The following is a 14,956-nucleotide window of genomic DNA, read 5'->3' on the forward strand; positions in this document are numbered from 1 at the left end:
TCAGCGAGAATCCGTATATTGGAAGATCCCGGGCTCGCCCCATCTCGGAGTCGAGCACGAGGGCGCCAGTTCGACTGAAAAGTGGAACAGGTTCCAGTTTTGACATACCCTCAGTACGTTTGACGTCCATCTGCGCAGGAAGAAGGTTGTGGCGGTGACCAAGCAGGTCAAGCAGCTCGACCGAGTGATCATCCGTTTCGCTGGCGACTCCGGTGACGGCATGCAGCTCACTGGTGATCGGTTCACTCAGGAGTCGGCGGCGTTCGGCAATGATCTGGTGACGTTGCCGAACTTCCCCGCCGAGATCCGGGCCCCTCAGGGCACGATCCCGGGTGTCTCGTCGTTCCAGGTGCATTTCGCCGACCACGACATCCTCACCGCCGGCGATGCCCCCGATGTGTTGGTGGCGATGAACCCGGCGGCGTTGAAGGCCAACCTGGGTGACCTGCCGAAGGGCGCCACGATCATCGTCGACACCCACGACTTCTCCAAGCGGAACCTGGACAAGGCCGGCTACGCGGTGAACCCGCTCGACCTGCTCGGTGACGCGAACGACATGTTGGGCGACTTCAACGTGCAACCGGTCGACCTGACCGGGATGACGGTCGCCTCGGTCGCCGAGTTCGGCCTGTCGCGTAAGGACGCCGCACGCGCCAAGAACATGTTCGCCCTCGGCCTCCTGTCGTGGATGTACGGCCGCCCCACCGAGACCACCATCGAGTTCTTGTCCAAGAAGTTCGCCAAGGCCCCCGCCATCAGGGATGCGAACATCACCGCGTTCAAGACCGGCTGGAACTTCGGCGAGACCACCGAGACGTTCGCGGTGCAGTACGAGGTGAAGCCCGCAGTGATGCCGGCCGGCACCTACCGCAACATCACCGGCAACCTCGCGCTCTCCTACGGCCTGGTCGCCGCCGGCGTCCGCTCCGGACTCCCGGTGTTCCTCGGCTCCTACCCGATCACCCCGGCCACCGACATCCTGCACGAGTTGAGCAAGCACAAGAGCTTCGGTGTCACCACCTTCCAAGCCGAGGACGAGATCGCCGGTGTCGGTTCCGCGATCGGAGCCTCGTTCGCCGGCCAACTCGGCGTCACCACCACCTCGGGTCCCGGTGTCGCATTGAAGGGTGAAGCGATCGGCCTGGCGGTGATGACCGAACTCCCCCTGGTCGTCGTCAACGTGCAACGCGGCGGCCCCTCCACCGGGCTACCGACCAAGACCGAACAGTCGGACCTGCTGCAGGCGATGTTCGGACGCAACGGTGAATCACCTGTCCCGATCGTGGCCCCGGCCACCCCCGGCGACTGCTTCACCGCCGCCGTCGAAGCAGCCCGGATCGCCATCACCTACCGCACCCCCGTCATGCTCCTGTCCGACGGGTACCTCGCCAACGGCTCCGAGCCCTGGTCGATCCCCGCGATCGAGGACCTCCCGCTCATCGAACCGAACTTCACCACCCTAGACACCCTCGATGGGGCGGAGTTCCAGCCGTACTCCCGCGACCCCGAAACGCTGGCGCGTCCGTGGGCGATCCCCGGCACCGCCGGGCTCGAGCACCGCATCGGTGGCCTGGAGAAGGGCGCCGGTCACGGCAACATCTCCTACGACCCCGCCAACCACGACCAGATGGTCCGCACCCGGCAAGCCAAGATCGACGCCATCGCCGACTCCCTGCCCCCGCTCGAAGTCGACGACCCCACCGGGGACGCGAAGGTCCTCGTCATCGGGTGGGGCTCCACCTACGGCCCCATCGGTGCCGGCGTCCGCCGCGTCCGCAAGGCCGGATACAAGGTCGCCCAGACCCACCTACGGCACCTCAACCCGTTCCCCAAGGACCTCGGCGAGATCCTCAAGCGTTACGACAAGGTCCTCGTCCCCGAGATGAACCTCGGCCAACTCTCCATGCTGCTGCGCGCCAAGTACCTCGTCGACGCCCAGGGCTACAACCAAGTCCGCGGCCTGCCCCTCAAGGCAGCCGACCTCGCCCAAGCCATCGGCGAACTCGTCGCCGAGGCCGAGGGCATCAGCGTGGACCTCACCCAGAACAGCCAGGAGGCGATCTCGTGAGCACCGATCTCGGTCTCCCCACCCTGCGCGGCACCGACGGCGTGCCCACCCTTGACGAGGGCGAGAAGCTCACCGGCAAGGACTTCACCTCCGACCAGGAGGTCCGTTGGTGCCCCGGCTGCGGTGACTACGCCGTCCTCAAGGCCGTCCAAGGGTTCCTGCCCGAGCTGAACATCCGCCGCGAGAACGTCGTCTTCATCTCCGGCATCGGCTGCTCGTCGCGGTTCCCCTACTACCTCGACACCTACGGGATGCACTCCATCCACGGACGCGCACCCTCCATCGCCACCGGCCTGGCCACCGCACGTGAAGACCTCCACGTCTTCGTCGTCACCGGCGACGGCGACGCCCTCTCCATCGGCGGCAACCACCTCATCCACGCCCTGCGCCGCAACGTCAACATGACGATCCTGCTGTTCAACAACCGGATCTACGGCCTCACCAAGGGCCAATACTCCCCCACCTCCGAAGCCGGCAAGGTCACCAAGACCAGCCCGATGGGATCCCTGGACCACCCCTTCAACCCCGTCTCCCTCGCACTGGGAGCCGAGGCCAGCTTCGTGGCCCGCACCATCGACTCCGACCGCAAACACCTCACCTCGGTACTCACCGCGGCCGCCGCCCACCGCGGCACGTCGCTGGTCGAGATCTACCAGAACTGCCCCATCTTCAACGACGGCGCCTTCGACGCGATCAAGTCACCCGACACCAAGGCCGACGCGATCATCCCGCTCGTCCACGGCGAACCGATCACCTTCGGCACCCGTGACGAAGAGACCGGACTAGGCACCAAGGGCCTGATCCGCAACACCACCGGCGGAGTCGAGGTCGCCGAACTCGACCAGGTCGGCATCGAGGCCATCCTGGTCCACGACGCCCACAACCCCGACCCGTCCACCGCGTTCGCCATCTCCCGACTCACCGACGCCGGCTACCTCAACCAATCCCCCATCGGGATCTTCCGCCAAGTCGACCGCCCCACCTACGACGACGAAGCCCGCGCCCAGGTCCGCACCGCCCAAGGCGACAACCCCGGCGACCAGAACGCCCGCCTCCAAGCCCTCATCAACGGCGGAGACACCTGGACCATCTAGCCCAATGTGACCTCAGCGCTCGGAAATCCACCGAAACAGCGCGCTGAGGTCACATCGAGCGGACAACAGAAAGCGCCCGACCGGGAGAACCGGTCGGGCGCTTTGCTTGTTTACGTCAGTAGATGCGCGACGTGATCGTGTGGTAGTTGTTCGTCGCGAAGCGCTTGTCCGCCTTGATCACGAGGCGGTACTTGTTGCCCTTGCCGCGCTTTCCGGGGAGGCGGACCGAGTACTTGCCGGCCTTGTTGGTCTTGACCTTCTTGAAGGTCTTCCAGCCGCCCTTCTTGATCTGGACGAGGATCTTCTTCTTGCCGAAGCTCGGCGTGACCTTGCCCTTGGCGGTCATGGTGCGGCTGTTGGTCTTGACCGTCACCTTGCGGAAGACGGACTGCTTCCCGGTGAGCGTCGACGGCTGGTAGTCGTACTGGGAGTCGCTGCCACCGCTGAACGAAAGCACGTAGGTAGCGTTGCCGGCAGCCTTGAGATCAAACCAGAAAGAGCCGGGCGTGGTGTCCGTGCCGACTACCTTGTAGGACGACTCGCCGGCGAGCTTGCGCGAGAGGGTCAGCGTGCCGACCGGATAGCCGAACTCGGATGCAACGTTGCCGTTGATGTAGAAGGAGTCGCCATACTCAGTCTTCGACTTGGAGATCTGAGCGTTGATCCCCGTCGCGGACGGAGTGGCCGCCTGGGCCGGTGCAGCGGCCAGGGTGGTCGGCACGAGGCCGAGCAGACCGGCGGCAACCGCGCCGGTGATGAAACGCTTCATACGCATAGAGATTCCTCGGGTAGTCAGCAGCCCCCACGGAGCTGACATCGGTGTTGAAGTCCGCACTCCTTCTACCGCCCGAGGCGCCGGCCCAAACCTTTGATGTTGCAAAAGTTTTCGATCACGGGATCAGCCACGCTCGCGCGTACGCTGCTGGGGTGGCAGATGAGAAGCGCGGATTGATCCTAGGCGTCGCCGCCTACCTGATGTGGGGCCTGTTCCCGCTCTACTGGCCGCTGCTCGAGCCAGCCGGTGCCGTGGAGATCCTGGCCCACCGCGTGCTCTGGTCACTCCTCTTCATGGGCACAGTGGTGCTCGCCCTGCACAAGCGTGCCTCCCTGTACGCACTCTGGCGGGTCCCCCGGACCCGCTACTTCCTGCTCCTTGCAGCGATCGTGATCGCCGTCAACTGGACCAGCTACATCTGGGGCGTCAACCACGGCCACGTTGTCGAAACGTCGCTGGGCTACTTCGTGACGCCCCTGGTCACCGTCCTGATGGGCGTGCTGATCCTCGGCGAGCGGATGCGGCCATTGCAGTGGTTGGCCCTCGGCGTCGCCGCGGCCGCCGTCGTCGTGCTCGCCGTCGACTACGGACGTCCACCGTGGGTCGCCCTGCTGCTCGCGTTCAGTTTCAGCACCTACGGGCTCGCCAAGAAGCAGGCGAACGCCGGCGCCGTCGAGAGCCTGACCTTCGAGACGCTGGCACTGGCTCCGCTCGCGCTGGGCTATCTCGCGCTGCTGACCGCCCAGGGCGATAGCCACTTCGGCACCGAGGGTGCCGGTCACGTGCTCCTGCTGGTCGGCACCGGCGTGATCACCGTGATCCCGCTGCTCTGCTTCGGCGGTTCGGCCACCCGTCTGCCGCTGGTCACCCTCGGTCTGCTGCAGTACCTCGCCCCGATCCTGCAGTTCGGGATCGGGGTCTGGCTCTACGACGAGACGATGCCCGCTGCCCGGTGGTTCGGTTTCACACTGGTTTGGGCCTCGTTGGCGGTCTTCACCGCCGAGGCGATCGCCCACCGACGCCGCCAGCTTCGCCTCGTCGTCGAGGCGTCAGCGATCTGACGCTGTTCAGCCCTGCGTGAGGCTCCAGCGCGCCACCCAGTACCGGACGCCGAACGGATCTGCTGCGTAGTCCAGGTTCGCCTGGGCCACAGCGAGATCGAGTTCGCCGAGTCGGCGGAACGCCACGGCACCGCCGACCAGCAGCTCCTCGCCGAGTTCCTGGTCCAGCTTCGCCAACGGATCGGCCTCGCCGGAGCCCAGCGCCCGTTCGATGACGGCGTCGAACTCGAAGCCGCGCTCGTCCAGGTGGCCAGGTGCCTTCTCCCCACGCCGCGCCGAACCGTCGGCGAGCAGCAGGGTGGGCACGTCGACCACGAAGTCGTCGGGCTCCGACCAGCGCAGCTCACCGGTGAAGCCGGCGAAGAGCTCGGTAGCGATCCGCTCGCTGCCGCTGCGCGCCAACCCGCGCGCGCGATCCAGCTGCGAGGCCCTGACACAGACGACCTGCACGACCTCCGCGTCGGCCGTCAGCCAGGCGACAGCCTGCTCGACAACCGCTCGGACCTCAGCCAGCGGGTCGATCCGCCCGGCGTAGGCGGAGAGCAGCCCCGGGGCCGCCGGGATCACTGCGAGGCGACTCATGCCAGCCCCCGGATCGCACGCTTCGGCGCCAGTCGGCCGGCGATCACATTCGCCATATCGACAACCTGCCTCGTCTCCGCGACCTCGTGGACCCGGTAGATCCGAGCACCGTGCCAGGCACTGATCGCGCTGGCGGCCAACGTGCCGAGGAGGCGTTCGCCCACCGGCAGGTCCAACGCCTCACCGACGAAGTCCTTGTTCGACAAGGAGACCAGTACCGGCCAGCCGGTGGCCACCATCTCGTCGAGACGTTGGGTCAGTTCGAGGGAGTGGAAGGAGTTCTTCCCGAAGTCGTGCGCCGGATCGATCACGATCGAACGCCGGTCGACACCGGCGGCCAACGCCCGCTCGGCATAGGCAACGGTGTCGCTGATCGCGGAGGCGACCACGTCGTCGTACTCGATCCGGTGCGGCCGGGTCCGGACCGTCACCCCTCCGGTGTGGGTGCAGACGATAGCGGCGTCGAACTCGGCGGCGACGTCGACCAGCTCCGGGTCCGCGCCGCCCCAGGCGTCGTTGAGGAGGTCGGCGCCCTCGGCGCAGACCACGCGGCCCACCTCGGCGCGCCAGGTGTCGACCGAGATCACCAGGTCGGGGTACGCCGCGCGCACCCTGCCCACGAACGAGCCTACCCGGCGGATCTCCTCAGCGGCGTCGATCTCGACGCCGGGCGCTGCCTTGATGCCGCCGATGTCGACGATCTCCGCGCCCTCGTCGACCACCTGCGCGACGCGCTCGAAGGCCTTGTCCTCGGCCCAGGTCGCACCCTTGTCGTAGAACGAGTCCGGGGTGCGATTGACGATCGCCATCATCAACGTCTGCTGGTCGTCGAACTCGTGACGCCCCAACTTCAGAGTCATCGGGTTCCTTCCAGATATTCGCGCGCCGGAGGACGTTCCACCGTCGGCACGAACCTGTCCACCGGTACCGACCCGGTGGCGTCATGTTGGAACTGGCGCAAGGAGAGTCCATCACCCGGTGCGCTCAGGCCTGCCGCCCGGGTGTGTGCAGCAGCCAGGATCTGGGCCGCCATCCCACCGAGATCGCGCAGCGCCTGGTGTCGGTGCGCGCGGCGGCCGAGGTCGACCTGGGCGATCGCGTCGGCTCCGCGCAGGCGCATCGTGTCGATCAGTGCGGCCAGCTCCACGGCGTACCCGGTAGGCACCGAGAGCGACGCGAACAGCTCACGCCGGATCGCCCACTCCCCGGCCAACGGCTGGACCAGCCCGGCAAGCTCCGGGAAGTGCAGGGCGATCAAGGGACGAGCCACCAGCTCGGTGACCCGGCCGCCTTCATAGGCTCCGCCGTCCGGCGCCTCCTTGGCGTTCAGCAGCGGACGTTCGTAGAACCCCTTGACCAGCTCGACGCCGGGGTCCGTCAACAGCGGACCGAGCAGACCCGGCACGAAGTGCGTATCCCAGTCGAGGAGGTCGGCGTCCATGAAGACGACGATGTCGCCACGGGTGACGAAGAGTGACTTCCACATCGCTTCGCCCTTGCCAGGGAACCAGTCGAGATCAGGCCGGATCTCCGCCGCCCGGTGCACCCGCGCGCCGGCGTCGCTGGCGACCGCGAAGGTGTCGTCGGTGGAGTCCGAATCGATCACCACGACCTCGTCCAGCAGTTGCACGGTGTCGACCAGGGCATCGCGGACCCGCGAGATCACGTCGCCGACGGTCGCCGCCTCGTTGCGGGCCGGCACCACCAGGCTCACCGTGGTGTCACCCTTGGCCTCCAGCAACTCGGGAAGCGTCCACTCCTGCCACCGCCGGGTACGCCGGTCGGACCACTGCTCCATTGCGGTGAGAGTCACCGCTTCAACGCCGCGGCGAGCTGCTCAGCCATCACTGTGACGGCGTCGCGCGCTGCGCAGGGCACACCTACCCAGTTCAAGAATCCGTGGATCAGCCCGGTCTCGCGGCGCAGTTCGACCTCGACACCCGCATCGACCAGGCGCCGCGCGTACGCCTCGCCCTCGTCACGCAACGGGTCGAAACCGGCGGTGACCAGCAGCGCCGGTGCGACGCCGTCCGGGATCTCAGCCTCGATCAGATGGACCCGCGGGTCGGACCGCAACGCATGGTCGGGCAGGTAGCTGTCGATCGCCATGTCCATGAAGCCGTCGGTGAGGAAGAAGCCCTGGCCGAAGAGGTCGCGACTGCGGTGCCGGGTGAGCGCGTCGGTGACCGGGTAGATCAGCAACTGGAAGGCGAGCGGCAGGCCTTCGCGGGCGGCAGCCAAAGCGACCGCCGCAGCCAGGTTGCCGCCGGCCGAGTCGCCGCCGACGGCGATCCGGTCGGTGTCGACGCGCCACTCCTGGGATGCTTCGACGATCGCGCGGAACGCAGCCAGAGAGTCGTCGTACGCCGCGGGGAAAGCCGCCTCCGGCGCGAGCCGGTAGTCGATCGAGATCACCTGGACGCCGGCACGCTGTGCCAGGAACTGGCAGACGCTGTCGTGGGTGGAGTGTTCAGCGCCGTAGATGAATCCGCCACCGTGGATGAAGATCAGGGTGGGCCGCTGCCGCGAAGGCACCAACTCGCGCGGCACGTAGACCCGTACTCCGACGCCGCCCGCCTCGGTGTCGCTGACCGCACCGAGAGCGAACTCGCCCTTCAGCAGCGCGCTCTGCTCGGCCAGCACCTCGCGACCTTCGGGGATCGGGAACTCCTCGGCACCCTTCTTCCGCGAGACCTTCTGCAACCGAAGCACCAGTTGGGTGGAGACATCGAGGGTCTGGCCGTCGAGCACCACCGGTGCACCGGCGAGGGCACGCTTGGCTCGGTCGGGCAGGGAGAGCAGCGCCCGGACGGTTCCGCGCTCGACGATTCGCTGAGCGGCGCGCGTGGTGGCAACGACTGAAGCGGCTGTGGACATGAGGTGACCCTACTCTGCGCTCATCACCCGCCCCGGGCGTACGCGAAGAGTCACCTGCTGTTCACCACGGGATGCCACACTGACCGGCATGAGCGCCGAGGGCCTGCCCACCCATGCCATCGACCCCTTCGATGAGGGGCCCAGCGACGACGTCCTGGTGGTTCATCCGGCGCCCTTCGACGTCGACCCTCCCTACCTCGCCGACGCCGAGGAGATCGCCGACCTGGAGGCCTTCGCCGACCGCTTCGCCGACCGCGAGCTCTCCTGGCTGCGCTTCAACCAGCGGGTCCTGGAGCTCGCCGAGGACACCACCCTCCCGCTGCTCGAGCGGGCCCGCTTCCTGGCCATCTTCGCCAGCAACCTCGACGAGTTCTTCATGGTCCGGGTCGCCGGCCTCAAGCGCCGGATCGCCGCCGGTGTCGCCGTCCGCACGGCTTCGGGGCAACGTCCGCGCGAGGTTCTCGACACGATCTGGCGCACCACCTCGGAGTTGATGAACCGGCATGCGTCGGTCTTCAGCGACGACGTCGTGCCGTCGCTACGCGACCAGGGCATCGAGCTGCTGCGCTGGGAGCAGCTGGACCGCGAGGAGCAGAAGTTCTGCAAGCGGCTCTTCAAGGAGCGCGTCTTCCCGGTGCTGACCCCGTTGGCCGTCGACCCGGCGCACCCGTTCCCCTATATCTCCGGGCTCTCGCTGAACATCGCCGTCCTGGTCCGTAACCCGAAGACCGGCAAGGAGCACTTCGCGCGGGTCAAGGTGCCGTCGAACTTCAACCGGTTCGTGGCGCTCGGCAACCAGCGCTTCGTGCCGCTCGAGGACGTCATCGGTGAGCACCTCAAGCGGCTCTTCCCCGGCATGGAGGTCTTGCAGACCCACACCTTCCGGGTCACCCGTAATGAAGACCTCGAGGTCGAGGAGGACGACGCCGAGAACCTGCTCGCCGCCTTGGAGAAGGGCCTGTTGCGCCGCAAGTTCGGCCCGCCCGTCCGGCTCGAGGTCGAGGAGTCGATCGACGCCGAAGTGTTGGAGCTGTTGGTCAACGAGCTCGGCGTCTCGGAAGGCGAGGTGGTCCGACTGCCCGGCCCGCTCGACCTCCGCGGCCTGCACGACATCGCGGACCTGGACCGCGACGACCTCAAGTACGACGCGTTCGTGCCGACCACCCATCCGCTGCTGGCCCCGGTGGAGTCGGCCAGCCCGGTCGACGTCTTCAAGTCGGTACGTCGCAACGACGTCCTGCTGCACCACCCGTATGACTCGTTCGCGACCTCGGTCCAGCGCTTCATCGAGCAGGCGGCGGCCGACCCGCACGTCCTGGCGATCAAGCAGACCCTCTACCGGACCTCCGGCGACTCGCCGATCATCGACGCGTTGATCGACGCCGCCGAGGCGGGCAAGCAGGTGCTGGTGATCGTCGAGATCAAGGCCAGGTTCGACGAGACCAACAACATCCGGTGGGCCCGCAAGCTGGAGCATGCGGGCTGTCACGTGGTCTACGGCCAGGTGGGCCTGAAGACGCACTGCAAGTTGGCGATGGTGGTCCGCGACGAACCCGAGGGGATCCGTCGCTACACGCACATCGGGACCGGCAACTACAACCCCAAGACGGCGCGCAGCTACGAGGATCTCGGCCTGCTGACCAGCGACCCGGTGATCGGCGAGGACGTCGCGCACCTGTTCAACAACCTGTCCGGCTACTCCCGCAACGCCTCCTACGACCAGTTGTTGGTGGCACCGGACTCGGTGCGTGACGGCCTGATCGCGCAGATCCACGGCGAGATCGCGCACCACCGCGCCGGTCGACCGGCAGCGGTCTGGATCAAGGCGAACTCGGTCGTCGACGAGGCCGTGATCGACGCTCTCTACCTGGCGTCGCGGGCCGGTGTCCCGGTCCGCTTGTTGGTGCGCGGGATCTGCTCGCTGCGCCCCGGCGTCCCGGGGCTGTCGGAGTCGATCACGGTCCGTTCGGTGCTCGGCCGCTTCCTGGAGCACAGTCGGATCTTCTGGTTCGCAGGCGGCGGCGAGCCGGTGGCGTGGATCGGCTCGGCCGACATGATGCACCGCAACCTGGACCGCCGCGTCGAGGTGCTGGTCCGGCTGCCGCGACGCGAGCTGGTCGACGAACTGGCCGAACTCTTCGACCGGGCCTTCGACCCCGAGACCGACGCCTGGGAGCTGGACAGCGAAGGCACCTGGACCCGCAGCCCGGGTACCCAGCACCTCCAGGCCCTGCTGATCGCCAGCCACCGCCGCCGCTAGCTGCGCCCTCGGGGTCAGCAGGAGGCGAGCAGGACCGGACCGTCGGCGAGAGCGGAGAGCGGGAAGGCGTCGGGCTGCAGCTCGCCCCGGATCGCCAGCACGCTGCCGTCGGCCTCGGCCGAGTCGAACGCGAAGACCTCCGGGTAGGCCAGCAGCTGCCCCGGATCCTCCGCCTTGGCCAGCGCGGAGCGAGGCGCCTTGTCGTCGTCGGCCTGGTCGTCCTCGTCGAATCCGAACCCGACCGTCAGATCCTTGCCCGGCCCGACCGCCACTAGGTAGGCCGTCAGCGGCGACACCCCACCGACCTCATCGATCAGTGTGCGCGCCGCGGCACGAGCACTCTCGTCGGCGTTCGCCATGGTCAGCTCACCGCAGGCCTGGTCGCCGAGCAGCACGCTCGCCGTCAACGGCTCGCCAGCCGCCGCCAGCAGATCGTCCTGCTCCAGACCGTCCTTGTCACCCTTCGCCACTTTGACCGCCTTGGCCAGGTACTCCGGCGAGTCAGAACCCAGGATCAGACCCTCCTCGTCGAGGAACGCCAGATGGGACAGCTCGTAGGTGGCGAGGCCGGTGACCGCGGCGACGGCGTCCGGTCCGCCCTGCCAGACGGCGCCGTCGCCGGCATCCTTACCCGGCTTCTTGAAACCCAACTCCGTGATCGCGCTGCGCACCGCACCCAGGCTCTCGTCGGTACGGACGATGATCACCTGACCCTCGACCGACTGCCCCAACACCTCCCACTCGGAGGCGAGCGGATTGAAACCGAACCCCTCCATCAGCAACGCCGACGACGACGCGAGGGTCGAGCTGGTCAGCTCCGCGTCCAACGCCTTCTCCACCATCGCTTCACCAGCCGCTCCCGTCGGGTCAGAGACCTTGAGCTCTGCCCGGATCGCCGCCCAATCGGTGAAGTTGACCCGCTGCGTCTCCGCCGAGAGCAGCCGCGCCGCCTCCTGCAACCGAGTCGGTTCCGGCCACTTCCACCAGACCACACCAGCCACGGCCGCCAGCACCACCACGGCCACGGCAACCGCGGTCCAGCGTCGGGCTCGCGTTCGGAGAAACTTCACGGGCGGTGCTCCTGGATGTCGAAGGGTGATGTGAGACTAGCCGTATGCCGCAGGCTGAAATCATCGCTGCGGGCGCCGTCGTCGTCCGCAAGCCGGGCGAGGTGCTGCTGGTGCACCGGCCGCGCTACGACGACTGGTCCTTTCCCAAAGGGAAACTGGATCGCGGCGAACACGTCACGGCCTGCGCGGTACGAGAGGTAGCCGAAGAGACCGGGCTCGACATCCGGCTCGGCCGCCCCCTGGAACGGCAGCACTACTTCGTCAACGGCCGGGACAAGCGGGTGCACTACTGGATCGGCCGTGCGGTCTCCGATACCGACGTCTCCGGCTACCGACCCAACGACGAGATCGACGCCGTCGCCTGGGTCAGCTACGCCGAGGCCGCCGCCCTGCTCACCCACAGCCGGGACCGGGACACCCTGGCCGAGGCGGTCGGCGTCGCCGAGAAGACACACACCCTGATCGTGCTGAGGCACGCCAACGCCCGATCCCGGTCTCGCTGGCGCACCGACGACCGGTTCCGACCGCTGCTGGCGACCGGCGACGTCCAGGCCCGGCACGCGGTCGGCGTCCTGGCTGCCTACGACGTGCGGCGCCTGGTCTCCTCCCCCAGCACCCGCTGCGTGACCACCCTCGTCCCCTACGCCGACGCCACCGATCGCACCATCCATACCGTCCCGGTGATGAGTGAGGAGGAGGCCACCCCCGCAGGTGTGGCCGACGTCGTCCACCAGCTCCTCGCTGCTGGGCGCCGCACCGTGCTGTGTACCCACCGCCCCGTCCTTCCTGACGTCTTCAGGGCGCTCGGTGTCGACGACCCCGGGTTGGAACCAGGTGAACTCCTGGTGGCGCACCATCGCAACGGGCAGGTCGTGGCGACCGAGATCTGGCTGCTCCGTTAACCCCGAGTCAACCCCTTCACGCCGTCGTTCACGTGATGGCCGTCGCATCTCCGCCCACCGGTGACCAAAGCGCCAAATGACGTTCACCATCCGTTCACCAAGGCCGTCCGGTTCGGTCACTTGGCCTTCCTACCTTCAGGTTCGACAAGTGATCTAGAACCAGGAGTATTGAAGTGAAGCGCACTTCTTTTCGTCGGGGCGTCGCTCCGGCTGTTGCCGCCATCGCGGCGATCTCTCTGACCGCCTGCGGTGCTGCCAACGAGGACAGCGGTGACAAGGGCAGCGACAGCGGTCTCTCCGGCACCCTGAACGGTGGCGGCGCCAGCTCCCAGGAGGCAGCGCAGACCGCATGGCGCGCCGGCTTCCAGAGCGCCAACGGCTCGGGCGTCACGGTCAACTACGACCCCGTCGGTTCCGGTGGCGGCCGGGAGAGCTTCATCTCCGGCGGCTTCGCCTTCGCCGGCTCCGACTCCTTCCTCGCCGACGACGAACTCACCGCGGCGACCACCCACTGCGGCACCGACCCGATCGAGGTCCCGGCCTACGTCAGCCCGATCGCGGTCGTCTTCAACGTGGAGGGCGTCGACGAGCTCAACCTGAGCGCCGACGTCATCGGCAAGATCTTCAACGGCAAGATCACCAAGTGGAACGACGCGGCGATCGCTGCGCTCAACGACGGGGCGAAGCTTCCCGACGCCAACATCAACGCCGTGCACCGCGGCGACGACTCGGGAACCACCGAGAACTTCACCAACTACCTCAGCGTGGTCGCCCCGGACGCCTGGCCGCACGGTGAGGTCGAGACCTGGCCGATCAAGCACGGCGAGGGCGCCACCGGCACCTCCGGTGTGATCAGCGCGGTCAAGGACAACCCCAACAGCATCGGGTACGCCGACGCCAGCCAGGCCGGCGATCTGGGCAAGGTCAACGTCCAGGTGGGCACCGACTTCGTCGCCCCGAGCCCCGAGGCCGCGGCGAAGATCCTCGAGGTCTCGCCCCGCATCGAGGGTCGTCCCGCGGTCGACATGGCCGTCGAACTGGACCACAAGACCGAAGAGGCCGGCGTCTACCCGATCGTCCTGACCTCCTACCTGCTGGCCTGCCAGACCTACGACGACGCGGCCACCGCCGACCTGGTCAAGGGCTACCTGACCTACGTCCTCAGTGCAGAGGGTCAGAAGACCGCTGCCGAGAACGCCGGTTCGGCACCCCTCTCGGACGCCCTGTCCGCTGAGGCCACCAAGATCGTCTCCGCTATCGCGGCCAAGTGACTTGGTGAGGAAGGGGCGGGGCAGGTGCCCCGCCCCTTCCTCGGGTCCTAGGAGTCAACTCACGTGAGCATTACCAAGAGCAGCGCCGAACCCCGTAGCGGTTCGGCCAGTAGGCCCGGAGACACGATCTTCGCCGGCCTCGCCACCGGTGCGGCCTTCATCATCCTGGCCGCGCTTGCCGGCGTCGCGATCTTCCTGACTTTGGAAGGCTGGCCGGCGATCACGGCGAGCCCGCAGGAGATCGGCGAGTCGAACATCATCGTCTACGTCTGGCCGCTGCTCTTCGGCACGCTGCTGGCCGCCGCACTCGCCATGCTGATGGCGGCACCGCTCGCGATCGGCGTCGCGTTGGTGATCTCGCACTACGCACCGCGCCGGTTGGCCGGCGTGATCGGCGGGTTGATCGACCTGCTCGCCGCGGTGCCCAGCGTGGTCTACGGCCTGTGGGGAATCCAGTTCCTCGCCCCGAAGGTTCTGCCCTTCTACCAGACGCTCCAGGAGCGTCTGGGTTTCTTGCCTTTCTTCGAAGGTCCGGCGACGTCGGGGCGCACCATCCTCACCGCCGCCATCGTGCTGGCCGTGATGGCGCTCCCGATCATCACCTCGATCAGCCGTGAGGTCTTCGCCCAGACGCCGACGCTGCACCAAGAGGCCGCCTTGGCGTTGGGTGCCACCCGGTGGGAGATGATCCGGATGACGGTCTTCCCCTACGGTCGCTCCGGCGTGATCTCCGCGATCCTGCTCGGTCTGGGCCGCGCGCTCGGCGAGACGATGGCGATCGCGATGGTGCTCTCGGCCACCGGCGTGGTCACCTTCAACCTGATCTCCACCCAGAACCCCTCCACGATCGCCGCCAACATCGCGCTGAAGTTCCCCGAAGCCTCCGGCATCTCGGTCAACGTGCTGATCTTCAGCGGCCTGGTGTTGTTCGTCGTCACGTTCGCTGTGAACTTCCTCGGCCGCTGGATCGCGAGCCGCGGCCAGGTGAAGGGCTGA

General features: G+C 67.5%; 13 protein-coding genes. 7 read left to right on the forward strand and 6 right to left on the reverse strand.

The features are described 5' to 3' along the window. Nucleotides 1-154: 154 nt before the first annotated feature. Nucleotides 155-2,068, forward strand: a complete 1,914-nt coding sequence (locus ACLM5J_RS02090; protein ID WP_413654346.1) for a 2-oxoacid:acceptor oxidoreductase subunit alpha — start codon at nucleotides 155-157, stop codon at nucleotides 2,066-2,068. Continuing rightward, complete coding sequence (locus ACLM5J_RS02095) at nucleotides 2,065-3,162, forward strand: 2-oxoacid:ferredoxin oxidoreductase subunit beta (RefSeq protein ID WP_413654347.1); 1,098 nt, start codon at nucleotides 2,065-2,067, stop codon at nucleotides 3,160-3,162. Before ACLM5J_RS02090 ends, ACLM5J_RS02095 begins: the two co-directional genes overlap by 4 nt. 115 nt (nucleotides 3,163-3,277) lie before the next feature. Here the strand turns inward: ACLM5J_RS02095 and ACLM5J_RS02100 are convergent, their stop codons facing one another. Next, nucleotides 3,278-3,937 carry a hypothetical protein gene (locus ACLM5J_RS02100; protein ID WP_413654348.1) on the reverse strand — a complete coding sequence of 220 codons (660 nt, stop codon included), beginning with the start codon at nucleotides 3,935-3,937 and terminating at the stop codon, nucleotides 3,278-3,280. Between the two features lie 152 nt (nucleotides 3,938-4,089). Here ACLM5J_RS02100 and rarD point away from each other — a divergent pair, with 152 nt between their 5' ends. Further along, the gene (gene rarD / locus ACLM5J_RS02105; RefSeq protein WP_413654349.1) at nucleotides 4,090-4,998 is read left to right on the forward strand and encodes an EamA family transporter RarD; all 909 of its coding nucleotides are present in this window, start codon (nucleotides 4,090-4,092) and stop codon (nucleotides 4,996-4,998) included. 6 nt (nucleotides 4,999-5,004) lie between these two features. Here the strand turns inward: rarD and ACLM5J_RS02110 are convergent, their stop codons facing one another. Genes ACLM5J_RS02110 through ACLM5J_RS02125 form a run of 4 tightly spaced genes read right to left on the reverse strand, consistent with a single transcriptional unit; the run spans nucleotide 5,005 to nucleotide 8,457 of the window. After that, the gene (locus ACLM5J_RS02110; RefSeq protein WP_413654350.1) at nucleotides 5,005-5,580 is read right to left on the reverse strand and encodes a hypothetical protein; all 576 of its coding nucleotides are present in this window, start codon (nucleotides 5,578-5,580) and stop codon (nucleotides 5,005-5,007) included. Continuing rightward, nucleotides 5,577-6,440 carry a dihydropteroate synthase gene (gene folP / locus ACLM5J_RS02115; protein WP_413654351.1) on the reverse strand — a complete coding sequence of 288 codons (864 nt, stop codon included), beginning with the start codon at nucleotides 6,438-6,440 and terminating at the stop codon, nucleotides 5,577-5,579. Before folP ends, ACLM5J_RS02110 begins: the two co-directional genes overlap by 4 nt. Further along, a complete protein-coding gene (locus tag ACLM5J_RS02120) occupies nucleotides 6,437-7,393 on the reverse strand; it encodes a glucosyl-3-phosphoglycerate synthase (protein WP_413654352.1) in 957 nt (318 codons plus the stop codon). The genes folP and ACLM5J_RS02120 overlap by 4 nt, the downstream gene beginning before the upstream one ends. Further along, a complete protein-coding gene (locus tag ACLM5J_RS02125; protein ID WP_413654353.1) occupies nucleotides 7,390-8,457 on the reverse strand; it encodes an alpha/beta hydrolase in 1,068 nt (355 codons plus the stop codon). Before ACLM5J_RS02125 ends, ACLM5J_RS02120 begins: the two co-directional genes overlap by 4 nt. Before the next feature lie 88 nt (nucleotides 8,458-8,545). Between ACLM5J_RS02125 and ACLM5J_RS02130 the strand changes: the two genes are divergently transcribed. Continuing rightward, the gene (locus ACLM5J_RS02130; RefSeq protein WP_413654354.1) at nucleotides 8,546-10,717 is read left to right on the forward strand and encodes an RNA degradosome polyphosphate kinase; all 2,172 of its coding nucleotides are present in this window, start codon (nucleotides 8,546-8,548) and stop codon (nucleotides 10,715-10,717) included. Nucleotides 10,718-10,731: 14 nt separating this feature from the next. Here ACLM5J_RS02130 and ACLM5J_RS02135 read toward each other — a convergent pair whose 3' ends face one another. Then, complete coding sequence (locus tag ACLM5J_RS02135) at nucleotides 10,732-11,787, reverse strand: hypothetical protein (RefSeq protein ID WP_413654355.1); 1,056 nt, start codon at nucleotides 11,785-11,787, stop codon at nucleotides 10,732-10,734. 44 nt (nucleotides 11,788-11,831) lie between these two features. On the opposite strand from ACLM5J_RS02135, the gene ACLM5J_RS02140 reads away from it, so the two are divergent. The 3 genes from ACLM5J_RS02140 (at nucleotide 11,832) to pstC (ending at nucleotide 14,956) form a co-directional block, all read left to right on the forward strand. Continuing rightward, the gene (locus ACLM5J_RS02140; RefSeq protein ID WP_413654356.1) at nucleotides 11,832-12,689 is read left to right on the forward strand and encodes an NUDIX hydrolase; all 858 of its coding nucleotides are present in this window, start codon (nucleotides 11,832-11,834) and stop codon (nucleotides 12,687-12,689) included. A 173-nt stretch (nucleotides 12,690-12,862) separates the two neighbouring features. Beyond that, nucleotides 12,863-13,960, forward strand: coding sequence for a phosphate ABC transporter substrate-binding protein PstS (pstS, locus tag ACLM5J_RS02145; protein WP_413654357.1), 1,098 nt, complete (start codon nucleotides 12,863-12,865; stop codon nucleotides 13,958-13,960). Nucleotides 13,961-14,023: 63 nt separating this feature from the next. Then, nucleotides 14,024-14,956, forward strand: coding sequence for a phosphate ABC transporter permease subunit PstC (pstC, locus tag ACLM5J_RS02150; protein ID WP_413654358.1), 933 nt, complete (start codon nucleotides 14,024-14,026; stop codon nucleotides 14,954-14,956).

The organism is Nocardioides sp. Bht2, assembly GCF_047308515.1.
Taxonomy (GTDB): Bacteria; Actinomycetota; Actinomycetes; order Propionibacteriales; family Nocardioidaceae; genus Nocardioides.